Here is a 21545-nt window from a genome sequence, read left to right as displayed (position 1 = left end):
CTAAGGCTGATATACTATGGAAAAAACTCTTATTCCTTTCTTTACTTGCTGGATACCAATCAGAATCAATTATTTTTCTACAATTTAATTCAGATATAGTAACCATGAAAAATTATCGTATTCAAATTAAACTCTTTACCGGTTTATTATTTTTACATGCTATATCAGCATCTGGTCAGCTCACTGCCTCAGGCGTACAGTTATGGCAAAAAGTAAAGGAAAATTCCCGCGATGCAGCACAATGCAGTGACGGAAATATTCTGAACTTCCATTGCGGACTACCGGATAACCAGCTCAGTGACTACATAAAGCACAGCAGGAATAAAAGTCACACCCTTACTGTAGTCTATGCCTCTAAAGAAGATGAGGTGATATGGTATAACGACGGTGAAAAAATCACTTTAGCAAATAATCAATTTAAAAAAGCATACAAGGATAAAAATATTGAGCTTAAGAAAAAGCCAAGCTTTTTTTCCTTTGCATCGAATGCCGACTCAAAAGCGGCCGGATCAGATAGTGTGAATATACGGTTAGCCAATAATAATGTATATGAAATGATCTTTATTCCCCGTAAAGCTAAAGCGATGGAATTAAATAAAATACATTCTTATCTCTCTATTAAATATGGAATCTCACTTGAAAAAGGCAAATACTATGCAAGTGACGGGAAAGTGATCTGGGATCCGGAAATGCACAAGGGATATCAATTCAGGGTTACCGGATTAGGTAGGGATGAAAATAATGAACTGTATCAAAAGCAGTCCTCTAACCAGGAAGATTCTTTTTTGACCATCGGACTGAATGATATAAAAAAGATCAATGTAGAAAATGGTTCTCCAATAGACAATTATAATTTTGTTATCTGGTCAGATGATAATAAGGCTATCTATTTAAAAAGCGAAGGAAACTTCGATATTTTAGAGCGGAATTGGGAAATCAATTTTATAGGGAATACAATTCCCAGAGAGAATTACCAGGTCAGGATCGATAAGGAAAAAATTAATCCGCGTGCTCTACCTGTTGAATATTGGATGTTTGTAAAAAAAGAAAATGGGGAAACTTTAAAGATAACAGGAAAGGAAGAAAACGATTATATAACATTCAGCAAAGTTGAATTTATGAATGCTTTTGACTCCGGGAGTAATGTATATTTTACTTTTGGAACAAGCCCGTTAAAAAATCATAGGGGTAAAGATGACGGTATACAACCATTAGCCGGAGTTAAAGCTTCAGACAACGACTTTTCATCAATGATCAATATGATCAATCTCTATCCAAATCCGGTTAAAAAAGACCAGAACTTCACTCTGACATTCCCATCTATGGAAGACCTTTCCGTATCGGTATATGATGCAGGAGGAAGGCTGATCATTTTAGATAAAGTGGACAGGAATGCGCGGTCTTACGCAAATCATATGGCGAGCCAGGGATCGTATCTGATTATTCTTACCCACAACGGGAAAATCCTTAAAACATTTAAACTCATCGTAGACTAAAACTATATCATGAAAATTAGAGGCACCAGACTTCCTTTCACGAAGAAGTCATGTTTATTCATTTGCTTTCTTATAGGCATGCTTACTTTTGCAGGCTTTACTAAAGAAGACAGACAGAAATTCAGGAATTTCAAAAAGGATTTCATCAGCCGGTTTATACCTCAAAAGGAGGAAACTGCAAAAGCCGGATATGAAAACTTTTCAGGTCAATCACAGAATAAGGATAAAGATCTTACCATTCGGAAATCTTCTTCACAAAACACGCTGCCTGAATCTGAAAATACGACTGTAGGTCTATCTGATGCACAAAATACAATCTCAGTCCCTGCCAATACTTATTTTTCAAAGGAGAAAGAAGGAACTATAGGGGTTTTTTCGGACAAGGAAGAAGACCGCATTTCTGATAATTTCTTTACCATAGATATTTCCGGGCTTACAGGAAAGGAAACCAAAGCTTATCTGGAATATGATCTTTTCGGACTTGCTTCTCATCAGTCGGTAGCAAGGTCTATCAACAGGAATATTGCTATCGGAGGGAATATGATTGTTCCGAATGCCCAGTGGAGTCATCAGAAAGAGGCTATCGGTACTGAGCAGATTATAAAAGGAATAAATACCATTCTTTTTACCTCTCCATCAGACGGCATTAAATATAAAGTAAAAAATGTAAAAATAGTATTTGAGACCGGTCAAAAGAGGTCTGATATCAACATCAGTACAATTTTGTCCGATGGCAGATTGTATATAAAAGGTAACAATGCTATCGACAAGAATATCAGTGTTAATAATGAGCAGATACCGGTCCTTAACGGTGAATTTGAAAAATATAATTCAGCTTTCAGAATCAGATCAAACCAAAGGTTCATTTCTGATTGGTGAGAATGGTATTGAAACTTCATACAAATTTCCTTCTGAATCAAAATCTTTTAAAACATTCAATGCCGACTACTATAAGGCGAAAGATATTAATATCTCTGAAGGTGATGAGCTTAGTATAGCATATGAGGGCATGAATTTGAACATTGAAAAGGGGACTTCCGAGGCTGCCCGCATTGAGCTTTTAAAATTAAGGTCTAAAGATTTTCCGGCTACATCACAAGGTTTGAAAAATGTGACTCTTGGGAACTCCGCTTACAGACTATCCGTAGTCTCAGGCAAACTAAACAAAAAAGTAAAGCTTACCATGCCCTATGATGAGAAACGTTTAGGGCTTGTTTCACCAAAAGATATCAAAGTATTTTATTTTGATTATGCCAGGAAACAATGGGTGATTGAAAAAGCCTCAGCAGTTGATAGTAAGACTAAAACCGTAACTGTTGAAGGTGATGGAAATACAGATTACATCAATGGTGTTATTTCTGTACCCGAATCTCCGCAGCTCAATGCATTTGCACCTACGAGTATCAGTGGGCTGAAGGCTGCTGATCCTGTAGCAGGAGTGCAATTATTATCACCACCTTCACCCAATCAGAGAGGAGACGCTTCTATGAGCTATCCAATTGTTATGCCTTCGGGTGTTCATGGGATGCAGCCTAACCTCGCAATATCTTATAACAGCAGTAACGGTAATGGCGTAATGGGAGAAGGTTGGAGTATTTCCGGGGTTTCCGGGATAACATTAGATACACGTTGGGGCACTCCCGGCTTTGATCCTAATTATGAAACCGAACTTTATCTGCTGGATGGAGAAATGTTGGTTTATGAAGGGGGGTACCTTCCGCACAGGCATATCAATGGAAATGGTGTGCTGGATGTTACAAGACAGGCTAGGAATACTTCAGGTAAAAAGAATTTCTATCTGAGGAAAAATAACGGATTTACCAGAATTGAAAGATATGGCAGCTCACCAACCTCCTATACCTGGATCATTACCGATACGGATGGTACCAAAAGATATTATGGCGGCGACGGAATGTCTGTAAATAACAATGCAGTTGTAAAAACTGATCAGGGACAGATTGTACAATGGGGAATTACTAAAGAAATAGATGTTCATGATAATAATATCAAATACTATTATGACAATAAAATACTGCAGGCAGGTCAATATCCCGTAACCGGGGATAATTTAAACCTTGCCAACGGGCGGCAATTCCATATAGAGCGGATTACATACACCGGAAGAAATGATAATGACGGACCTTATTCCGTATCTTTCAGTTATAAGGATGCTTCCAGGCCGGACTATTCAATCAGTGCCAAAGAAGGGGTGAAAAGAGTAGAAACAGCCCGTCTGGATAATATTACGGTAAATTACAACGATACGTCGGCATCGCTTAACGGCATAGTAAAAAACTATACTTTTTCCTACCAAACCGGAGCTTTTTACAAAACGTTATTACAATCCATCAAGGGTCCAGGTGTTAATTATCAGCTGGAATATCACAATGATATAGGGAATGCTCTTTTTTCTGCTGACCAGAATGTTCAGGCACCAACTCCGGATGCATTTTCGGGAGCTGTAAGCAGTGCCCTCACACCTTCTAAGATCAGTGCCGACCATAATTTCGAATGGGGCTGGTCCCTGCGTGCAGGAATTGGATTCGGTCTTTTAAGGCCGCATAAAACCGGGGATAAGAATTTTATGGTGAGCGGATTTCTTGGGGAATCTTATCCCGATGTAAAAAAAGGTATCGAACTCATAGATTTCAACGGCGACGGTATTACAGATATTCTTTATCGTAAAAGAAACGGGGACAATGGGCTTAAGATTATTCCGGGAAGCCTCGATGGTAATGGTAATCTTCAGTTTACTTCCGCCGAACAGAATATTTTAAACTTAAAAAGTAATTTCTCCAGGACCACAGGAAGCACCTTTACTACTGGCGGCACCGTGTTGTTTAACTGGTGGAAAATGGGATTTGATTTTACCAAAAGCTGGTCTAAGAGTAAATCTGTTACTCCTGTATATCTTATTGATGCCAATTCAGATGGCCTGCCGGATATTGTTAAGGATAACAAAGTATGGTTTAACCATATTAAAGATAATGGGCAGCCTGAAATGGTAACGACCAGTGATATGACTGAAAATATGGTGCTTAAAGGAAATGTTGCTGTACCTTATACGGAGCCGGAGGAAGATGACGATGATGATGACGGCGAAGAACCCGTAAAAGCAAAAAACGATGTCGTAAAAGTCTGGATTGCTCCGAAAGCGGGATTCATTAAGATTTCGGATCAGATTTCTATGGCAGACCCTCTAAAAGAGGCAACCGCTGTTTATTCAGTAGAGATGAAAGATCCGTTTAATATGCCAAAGAATGGCAGGCTTTTTCTTACTACGCTTACTGGTAATAGCGCACCTGTTTCAGTATATCTTGAACACTACAATGATTATCCTTCAACACCGCTTGGAATAAGCCATTCAGACAGAATCGCAGTGAAATCGGGAGATAAAGTGTATTTCAGGCTGCACAAAAAGAAAGGGACGAATTATGTGGTCAACACCACTCCCAAAATACAATATGTTGATAATTTGGGGTATAATATCGGGGATTCAATGGAAGAAGAGCAGGATGGTTTCCAGCCGAACGCACTGGAGTATCAACAGAAATTCCTGCTGAACAATCTTACCAAGACACTTAAATTTTCAGGATCAGGTACGCATAGTATAGAAGTTCCCGCATTTACAGTTTCTCAGCTGAGGGATGATGTAACGTATCAGATCACTTTATCTAAAGAAGATATTGTAGACCCTGCAACGGATATTAAGGTGTTGTATACCAAAACATACGGACAGACAACAGGTCCTGTATCCATACAGGATGTCAGTCTTAATTTCAATGCTCCTTTAGGAGTTCCGGGAGGATGGCATCTCAAATTCTCCGTGCTGTCAGATTCTTACATGAATAAAGAACTGGAATGGAAAAATATTAAAGTAAATAACGGTCAGACCCAGACATCCGCTTATGATGTTGCAGAATATCCATCGTATTATATTACGGATTTTAAACCGAAATTCCACGTGTCAAACCTCAGTAATCTGCCTCAGGGAAACAATGATTATTCAATATCGGTTAACAAGAACATCGGTTTTTCACCTTCATTGAGCGGTAATTTTACCTACATCATCAAAAAGAACGGCCTTGTGGTGGGCAAGAGAAAAGTCGGAATCACAAATGCCGGAATTACTGAAACAACTATAAGCGGATCTGCAATCAACGGGCTTGATCCAATCCTCTTTTTTACAGGCGATCCGTATCAGTCTGTGCAGCTTCAGGATAAGATCAACATACTGGTATTCTGCAATACACCAATGGACCGCGCGGCTTATGAATCATTGCGCGCTCAGCTTCAGGATCAGGTATTTAACGTATACTACGGATCCTCTTTCCAGCTTGCAGGATCGACTTCAGAAACTTCTGTGAATACGGGAGAGTTTAACGGAATAAGTGCCGTATATCACAACTGGGGGCAGTTTGTATACAATGAAAAGAAAGATGTTAAGCAAGGACAGAATCCGATGTCGCCACCTGACCCTAAGGATGAACCGCCAACAGCTCCGGTAGCATCTAATGGTCCGGATTATACTTTGAACCCGGATACTCCGAAAGACCAGTACGGAGCGTTGATCAACAGTGATTTCCTGGATGCCCCGTTCTCACAGTTTAATTACGATTACTCTTCTTGCTCAGGTATCACGGATCAAAATGAATATACTGAGTGTGTAGGCGACATTATTCAGAATAATTTTCAGAATATAGCCAATACCAATATCATGGCAGGATTTAATCCTATTGTTCCTCTGATCACTTATTATGTAAAAAATGGAAGTGCATCTACTGAAAAATGGGTGAACAATCTTTTCACGGAACAATATTCAATGGCAGCCAGCTTCCGGGATGAAGAAAGCATCACTCCGTTTTTTGTTAATGACGATCCGGATGAACCGGATACGGAATTACAGGGGGATTTAAATACAGAAATGTATGCCATAGAGAAAAAGCAAAAAAGCAAGGCAAAAACTACCAACTGGGGTGCGGGTCTCACTGTAATTTCTCACTCTGTTTCCCAGCTTAGAGGGTACGGAAATATCAATACACAGGATTTCTTTGATGTTAATGGGGACGGGTATCCTGATATCCTTTACCGTGATCAGGCACAGCTTACCAATGCATTGGGCGGTCTTCAGCCTGCTTTAGGCAGGAACCTTGAGAACAATGGCGATTCTCCTATCTCAGATAATGACAGTTTTCAAAGAACAAATACGGTTGCCTTTTCCAACACGGCAGTAAAAACCGTTGGAAGGATGATCAGTAATAAAGATTCTGATGCCAAAGGTGATGAGTCGACAGCCTGGTCAGGAGGATTAGGGTATTCAGATTATCCGGATTCGTACGAAAAAGGAAACAAGTTTTGGGCAGATATTAATGGCGATGGACTGGTAGATCGTGTTGAAAAGGACGGGTCTGATTTTAAATACAAGCTGAATTACGGAACAGGATTGGTCAATAACCCCTATGAAACCTATCCGGGACTTGATACCAATGTCTCAAAACCGGTAGGTTCTGTCTCTGCAAGTATTGGTGGCGGGCTTTCCGGATTGATTTCCCAGGGAACGACATTCAGTTCCGGATGGGGGGTGTCAGGAAATGTAAGTGCGTCAGCATCCAGCGGTACGGGGAAAAGGACCTTCCAGGATATTAATGGCGACGGATTGGCAGATCTTATTACTGTTGATAATAATGGCAATACCCAGGTAAACTATAATATGGGGAATAAGTTCGCACCGGGAACCCCTCTTTCAAAAGTAGGATCACTCATAGATTATGGGAACGAAAGTAAAACATATAACGGTGCATTAACCCTGAATGGAGGGTTTTATGTGAATGCACCGATGATCACGATATTCGGGATCACGCTCTTATATTTCAGGGCAGGATCAGATATGAGCGGGACTTTGGGAACCTCTATCTCAGAAATCAACAAAGGGCTGCGTGATGTCAATGGTGATGGATATCCGGATCTGGTCATCAATAACGGTAATGGACTTCAGGTTAATTATTCCAGGATAGGAAGGACCAACAAGCTTGCAAAGGTAACTGAGTTGAGTACAAAAGGCACGTTCACCATAGATTATAAATTTTCTGCTCCTACCTACAATGACCCTCATTCAAAATGGGTGATGAGCGAAGTGAAGGTGCTTAATCCTGACGTTACTTCATCTACTTATACCCAAGCTACAGCAGATAAGGACAGGGTGACCCGTTTCAGCTATGAAAATTCCCGGTATGACCGCAGGGAAAGAACGGTTTATGGGTTTGAAAAAGTAATTGCTGAGGAAATGAACGGAAGCAGTGTATACAGACGGTCAGTGCAGACCTTTTATAATACTACTTATTTTAATAGCGGACTGATAAGGAGGAGTGAAGTCTTTCCTGCCGGTGTGCTCAGCAACAGTTCAGATCATCTGTATAAGATGTATAATTACAGTAATAATTACAGTCAGATTACAGAAATTCCATCCTCACAATTCGAAACATATGATGTCGGAGGCAAAGAAGGTAACAGGCTTGCCTGGATATTGCCTGTTGGTGGTACACAGACGACCTATGAAAATGGGGTTTCGCTCTCTACGTCTACATCAATGGCATACAATAACAGAGGCCAGCTAATCAATTATGCATATACCAGTAATGTCCCGGCAGGAAATTATTCATCGGCAATTTCATACCATAATTATAGCACCTTACTAAATGCTAATATTTTAGATGTACCGGCGGAAATCAGGGTATTTGATGGTTCCAACAACCTGATCCGCCAGAGAAATACCCAGATTAACCAAAACAACGGTGATATCAGTCAGGTGAATGTTGCGCTGACGTCCTCTGGCACAACAGCCTCTACTGATTTAACGTATGACACTTTTGGAAATATCAAAACCATCACCTATCCTACCGGATATGCTTTAACCTATGATTACGATGCATCCGGAAAATATGTGCTGAAAGTGACCGATAGTTTCCAGGTAGTTTCTTCCGCAACGTACGATCCTAAATGGGATGCTGTGCTGGAAGCCACAGATACCGGCGGAAGCAAAATAAAGTATTCCTATGATGCTATGGGCCGTATAACGACTGTCCTGGGACCAAAAGAAGCAGGTGTGTCTCAGTATACCGTCCAGTATAGTTACTTCAATTCTCCCATTACGATAGGAAATACGCAGCCTAACCTGTACGGTGCCGTAACGCAGAACTATGATCCGCTTCATCAGAATAATCCGATTGAAACGATAAGCCTTTCCGACTTTACGGGCAAAACCGTACAGGTTAAGAAGGATATAGAAATGGCTGGTGACGAAAAAATGTCCGTATCCGGCATTGTTCTGTACGATGCGCTGGGAAGGCCTGTCAAACAGTATCATCCTACCTTTGAGAATAAGGATACGGCAGTCAATAAAAGTATAAAACTAACCACCGCGCAGTACTTTACTTCACGCCAGTATGATGCTCTGGACCGGGTGATTTATGATTTTGATGAAGACGGAAACCTTACTGAGAACCAGTATGCCATAGATAACGGAATGTTTAAGCATATCATCCTGCAGATGCAGAATCAGTCTGTACAGCAGAGAGCCGAAACTTTTGCCAATGCAGAAGGCAGGACCGTAAGGACCAATAATTTCATCGGAAACCAGGCGCTTACCACCAGGTATAATTATAACGGTGCCGGGGAACTCACGTCTGTTGTGGATCCTGAAAACATTACGACCAGCTATTTTTATGACCTGGGCGGAAGAAGGATTCGGGAAGAACATCCGGATCATGGAACCAATGCCTATCTGTATGATGCTGCCGGCCACCTTACCGGAAAAACGACTTCCAACCTTGCCAATTCAGGGATGTCTCAGACTTATATAACATACCGGTACAATGGGAACAGGCTGATGAATATCAATTATCCTAATCTGCCTGACGGAAGTGCCAACCCTAATAATGTGACCTATCAGTACGGGACTTCAGGGTTTTCTACCGGAAGGGTAGCCCGAAAATCAGACGGTACGGGTGATACGGATTACTTTTATGGGAATATGGGGGAATTAATCGCTGAAAGAAGGACAATTTCCGGTTATAATATCCCGACGGTGACTTTTACCACGAGCTATGAATATGACAGCTGGAACAGGCTGTTATCGATGAGGTATGCCGATACGGAGTCGATACAGTATTCCTATGACCTCGGCGGTAACCTTAAAAGGATGGCCAGCAACCAGTTCGGGGATTATATCAGCGTTATTCAGTATGACGAGTACGGGCAGCGTACCAAAGTCATGAACGGTAACGGAACGTATTCATCCTATATCTACAACCCATCGAGGAGGCTTTTGCAGAACAGCATCCTTAAGAAAGATAATTATGCCGTATTTCTGGATAACAATTATGAATATGATCTCGTAGGAAATATTGTAAGGATTGCCAATGGCAGTACAATAACGCCCAATCAGCTTGGCGGAGGATACGATTTTTCCTACCGGTATGATTCACTGAACCGTTTAACCTCTTCACAGGGAATGGTACAGAAAAGCATCAAGGACCAGCATCCGGACCCGAACAGCATCAATGCCAGTTTTGACCTGTCAATGGAATATAATGCTACCAGCGGGATTGTTAAAAAACGGCAGAGTGTAAGCAATCAGGGCAATACGGATCCTTTAAATACGTACGATAACGATTACAGTTATGTAAGCGGTACGCATAAGGTGGGAAGGATTACAGATCAGGCTACCGGTATAGACAATCAGTTCAAATATGATCACAATGGCAATCCCGGGGTAGATATTTTACCGGACAGCAACAAGTTTATGTACTGGGATGAGGAAGACCGTATGAAAGCATTTTATTCTGATGAAGCCGGGGTGTACCAGTATTATGCGTATGATGACAAAGGAGATCGTGCTATAAAATACACCCTGGGTGAGCAGGCCAAATTGTATCAGAACGGGGCGCTGGTAGACGGATCTATGGTGCTGAACGCCTATTCTATTTATCTGAATCCGTTCATGGTAGTAACATCTGACGGTAAGTACACCAAGCATTATTATGCCGGCAGCGAGAGGATAGCCAGCCGCCTTTCCGATAATTCCGGACAAATTAACAAAGCGGCTGATGCTTCATCCAACGGTAAAAGCCAGGACCCTGAGCCGGATTCTGAAGCAGATTTCAAACATTATGCTGAAAAGGCCGGCCTGGATATGCGGAGCATTGATACGGAACTGAAAGCCAGTGCGGCTCAGAATGGCCTGTATTACCTTCATGGGGATCATTTGGGAACCGCGACATTTGTGACGGATGACAATGGTGAGGCAACGCAGTTTTTTGTAAATTTACCTTTCGGGGAAACGTTGATTGAGCAGCAGGTAGCCGGAAAATACAGCAACCCGTATAAGTTTAATGCAAAAGAATTAGACAGCGAAACCGCTCTTTATTACTATGGCGCAAGGTATTATAATCCTAGGTTGAGCATCTGGTATGGGGTGGATCCGCTAGCGGAGAAGTATCCGAGTTGGAGTCCGTATGCTTATACATTTAACAATCCAATAATCTTTACTGATCCAGATGGTAGAGAGCCTTATAAGCCTACACCTAAGGAAGCTGCTGCAATGGCTGCACATGTTTATGGTGACAAAAAAGATAATATTCTGATTGGTGGCTGGAGAGTTTCTAAAAAAGATTTTGGAATTACATTAGAAAATCAAAAGTCAGGGTTTAAATCTCAGGTCTATGAAAGAGTAGTAAATGGAAAAGTAACAGAATATACTTACGCAACAGCTGGTACAGAAGATTTGGCTAAAGATGGTCTTGCAGATGTATCGCAACCATTAGGTGCATCAAGTCAATATTCTTTATCTGCTAAAAATGCTACTACACTGTCAAATGAGTTAGGAGATATGGAGCTTTCTTACACTGGTCATTCATTAGGAGGTGGTCTTGCTGCACTTAATTCAAATCTTACAAGAAGAGAAGCTATAACCTTTAATGCTGCAGGTGTGGGAATAGCTACAAAGTATCTGAATGGGCAAAATAATTCTGATATGAAAGGTTGGTTTGGGGGATTTACAGCAGCCTTCAGGACAGAAGGAAAAATAGATGCTTATATAATGACAACAGATCCACTTAATAATATACAAGATAATAACTATTTGATGCCAAACGTAAATGGAAAAAGACATTATATCTTGCCGACTACTAAAGGGTCCTTTTACAATGGTCATAGTATGGACAATATACTAAAAGAATTTGGTATTAGCCCAGATAAATACAAAAAATAAAATGAGAAAAATCATAATACTATTTTCACTGTTATTGATGGTCGAAGCTTGTAATAAAATCGACCAAGATAAGAAAGTTGATAAGAATAACCTTTTAGGAGCAGATTACAGACTATTTCAGGATACTCCTGCTTGGAATTTAGCTAAAGCTGTTTGGGGTGATGATGTGGATAGAATAGATGAAGAAGTAAAAAAAAATCCTCAAATAATCAATTATCAGGAAAAAAAATATGGAAATACCCTTTTGAATCTTAGTATTTATAATGATAACTATAAGGGCTTCAAAGAACTATTAAAACTAGGTGCAAATCCAAATATTGCTGATTTAATGCATTGTAGCTCTCCTTTGATTACCGCCTGTGAAAGTTTTGATGATAAAACTAAGTATGTAGAGGAACTGATTAGATACAAAGCAGAAGTGAATTTTATAGAATGTGACGAGGGAAAGCAGGAACAGAAAACAAACAGAACACCATTGATTTGCGCTTCTTTCACAGGAAATTTGCGTACAGTTAAAACCCTTATTAGGAATGGAGCAAAAATAAACTTTACTAACAATAAGCAAGCTGGATCAGCACTTGGGATAGCAACTTTATCACGTAATTATGATATTGTTCTATATCTTTTGCAACAAGGAGCAGATTGTAGAATGGTTTTATATAAAAAATATGGAAATGATAATAGTGAAATATCTATTTACATGAAAGAATGGATTAATGATGAAGCTGATCATTCAGTTAAAGAATATTCTGAGATAAAAAAACTTTTGAAGAAAAAAGGATGTTTATAAATTATGGCAGTGTCTATTGCAAAAAATGACTCGCAATTTAAACTTAAATATTTATTTGGGCTCCAGTGACGGCACTATACAAGAAGGCCTTGTGGAAGTAATGGGTCATGAAGAATTATGCATTTGGTAAATATTTGGAAAAACCTAAAAAAGTTGGTCTTAAAAGTTTTGAAGAATATCAACAAACAACCGCTAATGGTAATAATGACCATATTTCTCTAAGGGATCAGGATGTAAGTCATCCTGGATATAAAAAATTTGAAAGTATAAAAAAGGACTTGATAAAAAGAAATCCTAAATACAAACAAATTTTTGATGCAAAACTTAAACATTATGAGAAAAGTTATAAAAGCTATAAGAAAAATTAGAGTTTTAATTTTTGGATTGTTTTTCTTCATCCTTTCTTGTGGAAAGAATAAGGATCAGAAGGTCTTATTAAAGAATAATATTGAATCTAAAAACACTATCCTTTTTACCTATAATTCTGATGGAATTCAATGGATTTTAACGACTTATGAAAATGGGAAAAATTATACATCAAAAAATTATATGATTAAGAAAAAAGATGGATATTATGAAGATGTTGATTTAATTACTAATGACAGTATTAGAGATTATAAAAAAGTATTAGTTCTATATAATGATAATTACACTTATGATATCCCTGTACCTATGCCTTCTTTTGATGGTAAAGTAAAAGTATCTATAAAACAGATTAATCCTAACAAATATTTATATACTTCTAATTCCGGAGGGACAGGTATTCGTTTTTTCTTTGATGGAAATTATAAAATTTACAAAGTTATACGAGTTTTAAGTCCAAAAGATAGTTTGATTTATGAATGAAAAGATGAGTATTTGTACGATAATTTTTTCATATATGAAACTTATACCTTATGATAATATTTGGTTATAAATATTATATAGCCTCTTAAAATTACTTTTTGGAGAGACCAGGGTAATGCATCAGGAGCGAACAGTTTACAGCAACCCGTATAAGTTTAATGCGAAAGAATTAGACAGCGAAACCGCTCTTTATTACTATGGCGCAAGGTATTATAATCCTAGACTGAGCATCTGGTATGGTGTGGATCCGCTGGCGGTATACGATCCTGTAATGCAAAGTCAGTTTTACGGTGATGGTGAGCATAATGGTGGGGTTTATAATCAGGGTAATCTTAATCCATATATTTATTGTTATCAGAATCCCATTAAATATATTGATCCTAATGGGAAGCAGTCATTAAGTTATAATATATATGGAGATAACTCTGAAACGAGATCACAGGTTGCTGGTCAATATTTGGAGTTAACTAAAGAAATTAATATGATTGCAGCAGGCCTTACGGATGGTTTCCTTACAGGTGGATTGGGAACAAGATTTATGCTTGCATACGAAGTTGGGAGTGCTTATCATAGCATGGAAATGCAATCTTACTGGAGAAGCAGAGGAAATGAAACTGCAGCTCAAAAATATGAGCAAGAAGGAGCTGGAGCAACTAAGAATTTAGTGATTTGGGGGGCCTTAGAAGGTGTTGGTGCTATTGCAAGAAAAGCTTTTTCACAATCTTTATTTGATGTTTTACCGACGAATATGAAATTTGACAAAGGTGCTCATGAATTAGCTAAGGAAATTGGAGGAAAAGCTCAAGCTAGATTCAGATATTCAAACAGAGAGTATGATGCTATCTCCGATACTTGGATTGGACAGCATAAGCCTGGGCTTACGAGCTCATTTGGCAAATCTTTTAGAAATCAAGCAAAAGCAACGTTTGAAGATGCAAAAGCTACCGGAAGGGGGGTCTACTATAAATTTGATTCAAAACCTGCACAAGAAGTAATAAATAAGCTAAGTGAATATTCTAAGAGATACAATGTGAAACTTGAAATAAAATATTAATATATGTTTGAATATAAAGGTTGGATTACTTTATCATTTGATTCTTATGAAGAAAATTTTCTTAAATTAAAAGAACAAATAATTTTTTTAGATGAGTGTATTGATAAATATAATAATTCTTCGCAGTTTGCTAAAATTGTAAATTGCAACGAAAATTATGTTCTGTCATTAATCGCTGTAACAAATCATGAGAATGGTATTTTAGAAGATATAAAAGCTTTATTAAGCCTGATTGCAAAAGTTCTACCAGCTTCGTATGGAGTAATTTTCTATAGAGACCAAGAAGGGAGCCACAGCAATAATTATTTTGTAATCAGATTATCAAAGGGAACAGTTGAAGAATTTACAGATGTGATTTTAAGCCCATGTTTGCCTGTTATTGAGAACTAACTTTTATCACGGTATTATTTATTAACTACTGATAGTTCAAAAACGGCTTGTAAGGGGTCAATAAATATCAATTACAAGTGCTATCAGTTTTAATTAAGTAGCAGGTAGCCGGAAAATACAGCAACCAGTATAGGTTTAATGCGAAAGAATTAGACAGCGAAACCGCTCTTTATTACTATGGCGCGAGGTATTATACTCCTAGGTTGAGTATTTGGTATGGGGTTGATCCGCTGGCGGTATATGATCCTGTACTACAAAGTCAGTTCTATGGTGATGGTGAACGTAATGGCAGCGTTTATAACTATGGGAATTTAAATCCTTATGTTTATACTTATCAAAATCCTATCAATTTAATTGATCCAAATGGTAAGCAAACAGCTTCTAGAGCAAATGGAAGAGCTTATAGAGGTATTGGAATTCCGATTCCTAATATAACGACACAGCAAAAAGCACAGGCAGCAATGGCTCCTATGAATGCTAAAGAAGGAGAAGTTTATAAAGCTTCAAAGTATAATCCCAACTTCAGAAGATCATCTGAATTAAAAAAAGCTGTTCGAAATTTTAACGCGAAAAATACCAGATAAACTATGTTATATAAATTTTTTTCCGTAGTTATTTTAGTTTTTCTCTATTCATGTGATGGTAGTGGTTCAATAAAAAAAGAACATTAGAAATGTAAGTTTTGATATCCCGGCAGATTTTGTATTGAACAAAGTCAAGAGTATAGATACAGATATCTATGATATTATTTTTCATGAAAGAAAAATTGGATCTATTTATTATGGTTCTTATTATAAACCTTTTGTAGAAGATTATTCAGTTACTGAAGAAAAAGAAGTTTATAATAAGGTTAGTTCGAGGGGTGCTAAAATTTATTATTCTAAATATTTAGAACAGGATTATAAAAACGGTATTTTCAATGATAACTATTATTATTATGATACGATCAATAAAAATGTTGCTCAAGTAATGCTTCCGAAGAAATCTGACAAAGGATTAATTGGGATTTATTTTGACAGTGTGGATGTTGATAAGAACAAATTTGTCATCATAAGCAATGACTTAAATGAAGAGAATAAAAATACATTTTTAAAAATATTTAAAACAATAAAAATAAAACCAACTCATTGACTAAGTTTTGTTTATCATACGTTTTAAGTATAAAAACTTATATTTAAACGTTGGCGAGGGAAAATTAAAAGTATTCTTTTACTAATACATTCAAATGGACTGTATTAAAATACATATTATCCAAGAGTAAATCATTTGCAATTATATTCAAAAAACAGGCGGCTCCACTAAAGAGTCGCCTGTTTGTTTATAAATATCCAATAAGGCTAAGGCTGTCCACCGCCTCCCGCAGCACCATAAACCTGTCCTGTAGCATAACTTGCATCCGAAGCAGCAAGCTGGACAAATATAGAGGCTAATTCGGCAGGTTGTCCGGGTCTGCCCAGAGGAGTGTCTTTCCCGAAAACCTGTACATTGTCCTGGGTTTGACCGCCGCAGACCTGAAGCGGAGTCCAGACTGGTCCGGGTGCTACGCCGTTGACACGGATGCCTTTTGGTCCGAGCTGTTTGGCCAGAGACTTTACATAACTGGTGGTTGCCGCTTTTGTTTGGGCATAATCATATAAGTTTTCCGACGGGTCATAGGCCTGGACAGATGAAGTCCCGATGATGCATGAACCCGGTTTCAGATGGGGCAATGCAGCCTTGGTAATCCAGAATGGAGCATAAATATTCGTCTTCATGGTCCTGTCGAATTCCTCAGTACTGATATCAAGGATAGAATCATGGCTTTGCTGGTAACCTGCGTTGTTAACCAGGATATCCAACCCTCCGAGCTGCTGTACGGTCTGGGCAATCAATTGTGCACAGAAGGCTTCATTACGGATGTCTCCCGGAATTGCGACCGCCTTACGGCCGGCCTTCTGGATTAATGCTACGACTTCACGTGCATCGGATTCTTCTTCCGGAAGGTAATTGATGGCAACATCGGCTCCTTCACGGGCGTAGGCAATAGCTGCAGCTCTTCCAATTCCCGAATCGCCTCCGGTAACCAGGGCTTTTCTTCCCATAAGCCTTCCTGATCCTACATAGCTTTCTTCACCATGATCGGGTACGGGAGTCATTTTGCTCCCAAGGCCAGGAAACGGCTGCGGCTGCTTCTTAAATGGCGGTCTTGGATATTTAGTGGTAGGATCGGTAAGTCCGGGTCCTGAACCGTTTTTAGGGGTAGTTTTACTAGATTGGGCCATCGCTGCCGGAGCAACTGCTGCAAAGGCCAGGGTAGTAGCTAACTTGCCAATGGCATTTCTTCTGGTAATTTGCTTTTCCATACGTCTATATAATTTGGTGTTGTTGGTAGTAATATCCGAAGATAGTAGCAAGCAGCATTCCAATGTATGATTTATATCGATTTAAAATATTTTTAGCATCAAATTCTATTTTATGATTTAAAATATAAAATAATTACATTGAGGCTAAAAAAAATGAAGTTCAGTTCAGTTGAGTGAAAACTTTTGTAGTGAGTAAATTAAATATTATTGGTTTTAAATTTTGATTCAAATTCGATATCAGCACAGCATAACTTAAGTATCTTTACATCTGATATATTCATGATCAGCTTATTTATTCCATCTGAAAACCTATTCAAATGATATCGTTAGAGCATTTAGGAACAAGAATCTGTATCATCGGTCCCAGTTCAGGAGGAAAATCTACCCTGGCAAAAGCATTGGCAGAAAAATTACAGGCTGAGGTATGCCATCTTGATCAGTTGGCGCACCTGCCGGGAACCGATTGGGAACCCAGGGATCGAATCCTGTTCAAGAAAGAGCATGACCGGTTTCTGTCAGAAAACAATGTATGGATCATTGAGGGAAACTACAGTTTTTTAATGCAGGAGCGGTTTGGTGCTGCTACAGCAGTTATATGGCTGGATTTTAAAGTGACCGGTTCTGTATTGCGGTATATTATTCGTTCATTTAAAAATTCAGATTCGCGGCCGGGAAATCTTGAAGGTGCAACCCGACAGTTTAGCTTCTCGCTGATCCGGTATATAATATTCAGGGCGCCTAAAAACCGAGGGAAATACAGAGAACTGATAGCAAACACTAACGTCCGGTTGCTATATTTAAATTCGTTCCGGGAACTGAAGGACTATTACCGTTTCTGGAAATTAAAAAGATAACCATCAGATATTAGATTCCTATATCAGAAAATCATCAGGCTTATAGTTTCCGACCGCTATGCTTTACTTTGCTTTAGAATATGTTGTAACAAATGCGTTGAATTTCTCTCTATAATTCCTCCCTACAGGAATTGTACAATTACCCATTACAATTTCAGAATTGGTGTAGCCGGTAACATACTTCGGATTAAACAAAAACGAACGGTGGATCCTTATAAAACCGTTCTCTGAAAGCCGTTCTGTTAAATCCGTAATCGTATATTTAGTCAGGTAAACCGTATGGTTCAGGCATAATTTCACATCATTACCCTGACTTTCGATGAATATAATATCATCCGTTCTGATCTTTCTGTTGATCCCGTCGGCTCTGATCATGATCGCACTCTCAGGTTTTTCAATGACTGTATTTCTTGCTACTTTGTCAACAGCCCTGAAAAACCGTTCAAAAGTGATCGGTTTAAGAATATAGTCAACCGCTTCAAGCTCGAACCCTTCAACAGCAAATTCTCTGAAAGCGGTGGTGAAAATCACCTTCGGTTTCACAGCCAGCGATTTCATCAGGTCGATCCCGCTTAGGTGAGGCATCTGGATGTCCAAAAATATCAGGTCTACATCCTGTTGCTGGAGAATTGCATGTGCTTCTATTGCATTCCTGGCTTTCCCGACAAGCTGAAGCTTTTCTATTTTTCTGATATGGTTTTCCAGTAGTTCGATAGCCAGGGGTTCGTCATCGACGATGATGCAGGTAATCATAATTTGGCAGGGGTTATCATTTCTACACTAAAGTATTTTGGATCTTCACGGATATTCAGTTGAAAATTATTCTGATAATACAGCTTCAACTGCTCTTCAATATTTTTCAGTCCTATTCCCGCTTCAGTATCATGTCTCTCCCCGAAGCAGCTGTTTTGAACCCTGAGTACTGACTCCATCTCATCTGCATGCAGCTCCAGCGAGATGTTAAGGCCGCCTTTTGCGTTACCGCCATGTTTGAATGCATTTTCAACCAGCGAAAGGTACAGTAGAGGAGGGATCATATTTTCAGTGGACACATTAACAGCCTTTTCAATGTGAAAATTGCTGCCATAACGGAGTTTTTCCAGTTCCATGTAACGCTCAATGACTGCCATTTCATCGGTAATCCTGATTAATTTTTGCGGTCCTTTGTAAATCACATAATCAAAAATGTCAGCCAGACCGGCAATTGATTCAGGAGTATCTTCGGGGTGGTTAAGAGAAAGGGAATAGATATTATTAAGCGTGTTGAACAGAAAATGAGGGTTCAGGCTGGATTTCAAAACCTTCAGCTCAAGTTCTGCTTTTTCTTTCTGTAACCGTATACGGTCCTGTTTTTCATTTTTATATCGCAGGATATGCATGAAACAGATGAAAATAAACGATATTGTGATTATCGGGAAGGCATAATGAGTCAGCAGGTAATTGAGATCGGTTATGATTGCTCCCAGACTATCCTGAGGCTCGGACGAGAAAAAAGGTTCAGCAGCATAAACAATGAAAATGCGATTGAGGACAGAGAAAAGGTAAACGGCGATAAGTGTATTGATGATAAACAGTACGTATCGTTTACGGTCAAAAAAATGACGGACAAGAAAGTAGTATATCATATTGGCCGTGACGATTTCAAACAGCAGATGACACAGATTATAAAGGATAATTTCCTTTAGACTTTCATCTCCGTTATGGCTGTAAGCCTGGGCCAGTCCGAAAAAGAAAAGAGCCGTCCAGAATACTGCCTGGTAGCCTATCACCGAAAGTGAATGATCTTTTTGTGCCTTTTCCATAGTACAAAACTACAGATTATGAAGGGATAAATTCCGGTAAATAATACAGAAGGATTGAATTAAGGATGAACAACACCATTTTTCATGCAGACGGCTCCCGCATCCAATAAAAGATTTCATTGGCCGCAAAAATATGATCTTAAATGAAAGCCGCTCCGGTTTGAGAAGCGGAACGGCTTTTTATTTTTTATAATGATTAGATTATTTAATTTTAACCAGTTCGACACGGCGGTTTTTCGCCTTATTGTCTTCGGAGTCATTCGCTACCAACGGACGTTCAGCACCAAAACCTTTGGCCGATAGACGTGATTTTGATATGCCTTGACTGATCAGGGCTGCCATAACAGCATTAGCGCGGTCATTAGACAGCTTTTTGTTATGTGCCGCATCTCCGGTATTGTCTGTATGCCCTTCGATGGAAATATTTAAATTGCTGTCTTTCTTCAGGGCTTCTGCAATCTGGCTCACGACATCTTTGCCATCAGCTGTAATGCTTGATTTATCTGTATCGAAATTAATGTACAGGATGGACTTTCCTTTTTCAGCCAGGTCTTTTACGATGTCATCTGCCGTAATCTTACTCATGGTCTGCTTAAACCCTTTTTCCTGTAAGATATTAAGTTTTCCCGAAGCATTAGTAGCAGAATATTGGACAAAGATATTGCCCTGGTCTTTGCTGCGTATCACATACACCTTGATCTGCTCGCCGTCATAGCCAATGTCTCCTTCACCGCCTTTATTAGGATCCTGTTCATGGTACCGGTCATATTCTTCTTTGGTAATGGTTCCGTCAAAAACTTTCACTGCTCCTATGGACTTCAGGTAATCTTCCATGCTTTTTTCAAAGTAGCGCTGCGAAAACTGAGTCCCTTCATCAGCCTGCACAAAGGTTTTGTACAACTTCCCTTCAAAAGGCTTCATCACGCCGTTGATCGGGAAAAAGCATACATCGAAATCTTTTTGTAAAGGTTTGTTCATTTCTTTCAGCCCTTTAGGCAGCGTGAAAAAAGGAAAAGTACCCAGGTCGGCATTGGAGTAAGGGATTTTTTCAATGTCAAATGCAGCCGTGCTGTCACTTTGCGGCTTTTGTTCAGACGCCTGCATTTCTGTTTGGCTGGTTGCATCTGTTTTTTCCTTTGACTTCTGATTGCAGGAGAGGACCGCGATGGCCAGGGCTAATACAAGTGCTGTGTTTTTCATTGTGTATAATTTTGATTGGTTTTTGATAAATTCTAAGCTTGAACTCTATTGAGATCATAGAGTACCCATGAAATGATTATAGGAATAGATTCGGCTGATTATGATATCGGAGCTGCTCATTTTTTCCTGCTTTTCAGCTGAAAAACATTGCCTTCCGGATCGCTACCGTCGCAGAGCCAGAAATCATAGGAATCAAAGGTCTTGATTTCCCTCATATTGATCCCATTAGAGATCATTTCGGCTCTCGCTGCCTGGATATCCTGATCGATTTCGAAAACGATTTTGGTATTGTTGTCAAACTGATGACCGGAAGGTAATGGCTGCAGGTATTGTTCACCCATTTTGTGTAGCCCGATAGAAATATTCCCGGCATTCAGCAATGCCCATACAGGATCTTCCTCTATAACCTCAAGGCCGAAATGATTCGTATAGAATTTTTTTAAATGATCGACATCCCGTACATACAATATCACATCAGACAACCGTGCTTTCATATTTGAATTT

General features: G+C 39.2%; 15 protein-coding genes and 1 pseudogene. 11 read left to right on the top strand and 5 right to left on the bottom strand.

Annotated elements, in window-relative coordinates; all coding sequences use genetic code 11:
• The first annotated feature begins 104 nt into the window (after positions 1–104).
• From QE404_RS11355 to QE404_RS11310, 10 genes and pseudogenes are all read left to right on the top strand, one after another.
• Positions 105–1496, top strand: coding sequence for a T9SS type A sorting domain-containing protein (locus QE404_RS11355; RefSeq protein ID WP_307450534.1), 1392 nt, complete (start codon positions 105–107; stop codon positions 1494–1496).
• A 9-nt stretch (positions 1497–1505) separates the two neighbouring features.
• Positions 1506–2375, top strand: coding sequence for a hypothetical protein (locus QE404_RS11350; RefSeq protein ID WP_307453900.1), 870 nt, complete (start codon positions 1506–1508; stop codon positions 2373–2375).
• Positions 2314–11763 (top strand): RHS repeat-associated core domain-containing protein, encoded by a 9450-nt coding sequence (locus QE404_RS11345; RefSeq protein ID WP_307453898.1) that lies wholly within the window; start codon positions 2314–2316, stop codon positions 11761–11763. The genes QE404_RS11350 and QE404_RS11345 overlap by 62 nt, the downstream gene beginning before the upstream one ends.
• A 1-nt stretch (position 11764) precedes the next feature.
• Positions 11765–12553, top strand: a complete 789-nt coding sequence (locus QE404_RS11340; RefSeq protein ID WP_307450531.1) for an ankyrin repeat domain-containing protein — start codon at positions 11765–11767, stop codon at positions 12551–12553.
• Between the two features lie 107 nt (positions 12554–12660).
• Entirely contained in the window at positions 12661–12921 is a 261-nt protein-coding gene (locus QE404_RS11335) for a hypothetical protein (RefSeq protein WP_307450530.1), read from the top strand.
• A complete protein-coding gene (locus tag QE404_RS11330; RefSeq protein WP_307450528.1) occupies positions 12887–13399 on the top strand; it encodes a hypothetical protein in 513 nt (170 codons plus the stop codon). Before QE404_RS11335 ends, QE404_RS11330 begins: the two co-directional genes overlap by 35 nt.
• A 70-nt stretch (positions 13400–13469) precedes the next feature.
• Positions 13470–14453 (top strand): RHS repeat-associated core domain-containing protein, encoded by a 984-nt coding sequence (locus tag QE404_RS11325; protein WP_307453387.1) that lies wholly within the window; start codon positions 13470–13472, stop codon positions 14451–14453.
• A gap of 3 nt (positions 14454–14456) precedes the next feature.
• Entirely contained in the window at positions 14457–14843 is a 387-nt protein-coding gene (locus QE404_RS11320) for an Imm7 family immunity protein (RefSeq protein ID WP_307450526.1), read from the top strand.
• Positions 14844–14971: 128 nt separating this feature from the next.
• Positions 14972–15427 (top strand): annotated as a pseudogene (locus tag QE404_RS11315) (RHS repeat-associated core domain-containing protein); the annotation flags it as partial.
• Between the two features lie 121 nt (positions 15428–15548).
• Complete coding sequence (locus QE404_RS11310; protein ID WP_307450525.1) at positions 15549–15974, top strand: hypothetical protein; 426 nt, start codon at positions 15549–15551, stop codon at positions 15972–15974.
• Between the two features lie 206 nt (positions 15975–16180).
• On the opposite strand, the gene QE404_RS11305 is transcribed toward QE404_RS11310, so the two are convergent.
• Positions 16181–17185, bottom strand: coding sequence for an SDR family oxidoreductase (locus tag QE404_RS11305; protein WP_307450523.1), 1005 nt, complete (start codon positions 17183–17185; stop codon positions 16181–16183).
• Between the two features lie 317 nt (positions 17186–17502).
• Between QE404_RS11305 and QE404_RS11300 the strand changes: the two genes are divergently transcribed.
• On the top strand, positions 17503–18039 hold the full coding sequence (locus QE404_RS11300) for an adenylate kinase (RefSeq protein WP_307450521.1): 537 nt from the start codon (positions 17503–17505) through the stop codon (positions 18037–18039).
• 63 nt (positions 18040–18102) lie between these two features.
• Here the strand turns inward: QE404_RS11300 and QE404_RS11295 are convergent, their stop codons facing one another.
• The 4 genes from QE404_RS11295 to QE404_RS11280 form a co-directional block, all read right to left on the bottom strand.
• Complete coding sequence (locus QE404_RS11295) at positions 18103–18792, bottom strand: LytR/AlgR family response regulator transcription factor (protein WP_307450519.1); 690 nt, start codon at positions 18790–18792, stop codon at positions 18103–18105.
• Positions 18789–19841 (bottom strand): sensor histidine kinase, encoded by a 1053-nt coding sequence (locus QE404_RS11290; protein ID WP_307450517.1) that lies wholly within the window; start codon positions 19839–19841, stop codon positions 18789–18791. Before QE404_RS11290 ends, QE404_RS11295 begins: the two co-directional genes overlap by 4 nt.
• Positions 19842–20042: 201 nt before the next feature.
• Positions 20043–21041, bottom strand: a complete 999-nt coding sequence (locus tag QE404_RS11285; protein WP_307450515.1) for an OmpA family protein — start codon at positions 21039–21041, stop codon at positions 20043–20045.
• A 116-nt stretch (positions 21042–21157) separates the two neighbouring features.
• A complete protein-coding gene (locus QE404_RS11280) occupies positions 21158–21535 on the bottom strand; it encodes a VOC family protein (protein ID WP_307450514.1) in 378 nt (125 codons plus the stop codon).
• Positions 21536–21545: the final 10 nt, after the last annotated feature.

Origin of the sequence: Chryseobacterium camelliae (genome assembly GCF_030818575.1) — a bacterium.
Classification (GTDB): domain Bacteria; phylum Bacteroidota; class Bacteroidia; order Flavobacteriales; family Weeksellaceae; genus Chryseobacterium; species Chryseobacterium camelliae_A.
Note: the sequence above shows the minus strand (reverse complement) of the source record. Positions and strands in the feature narration are given on the sequence as shown.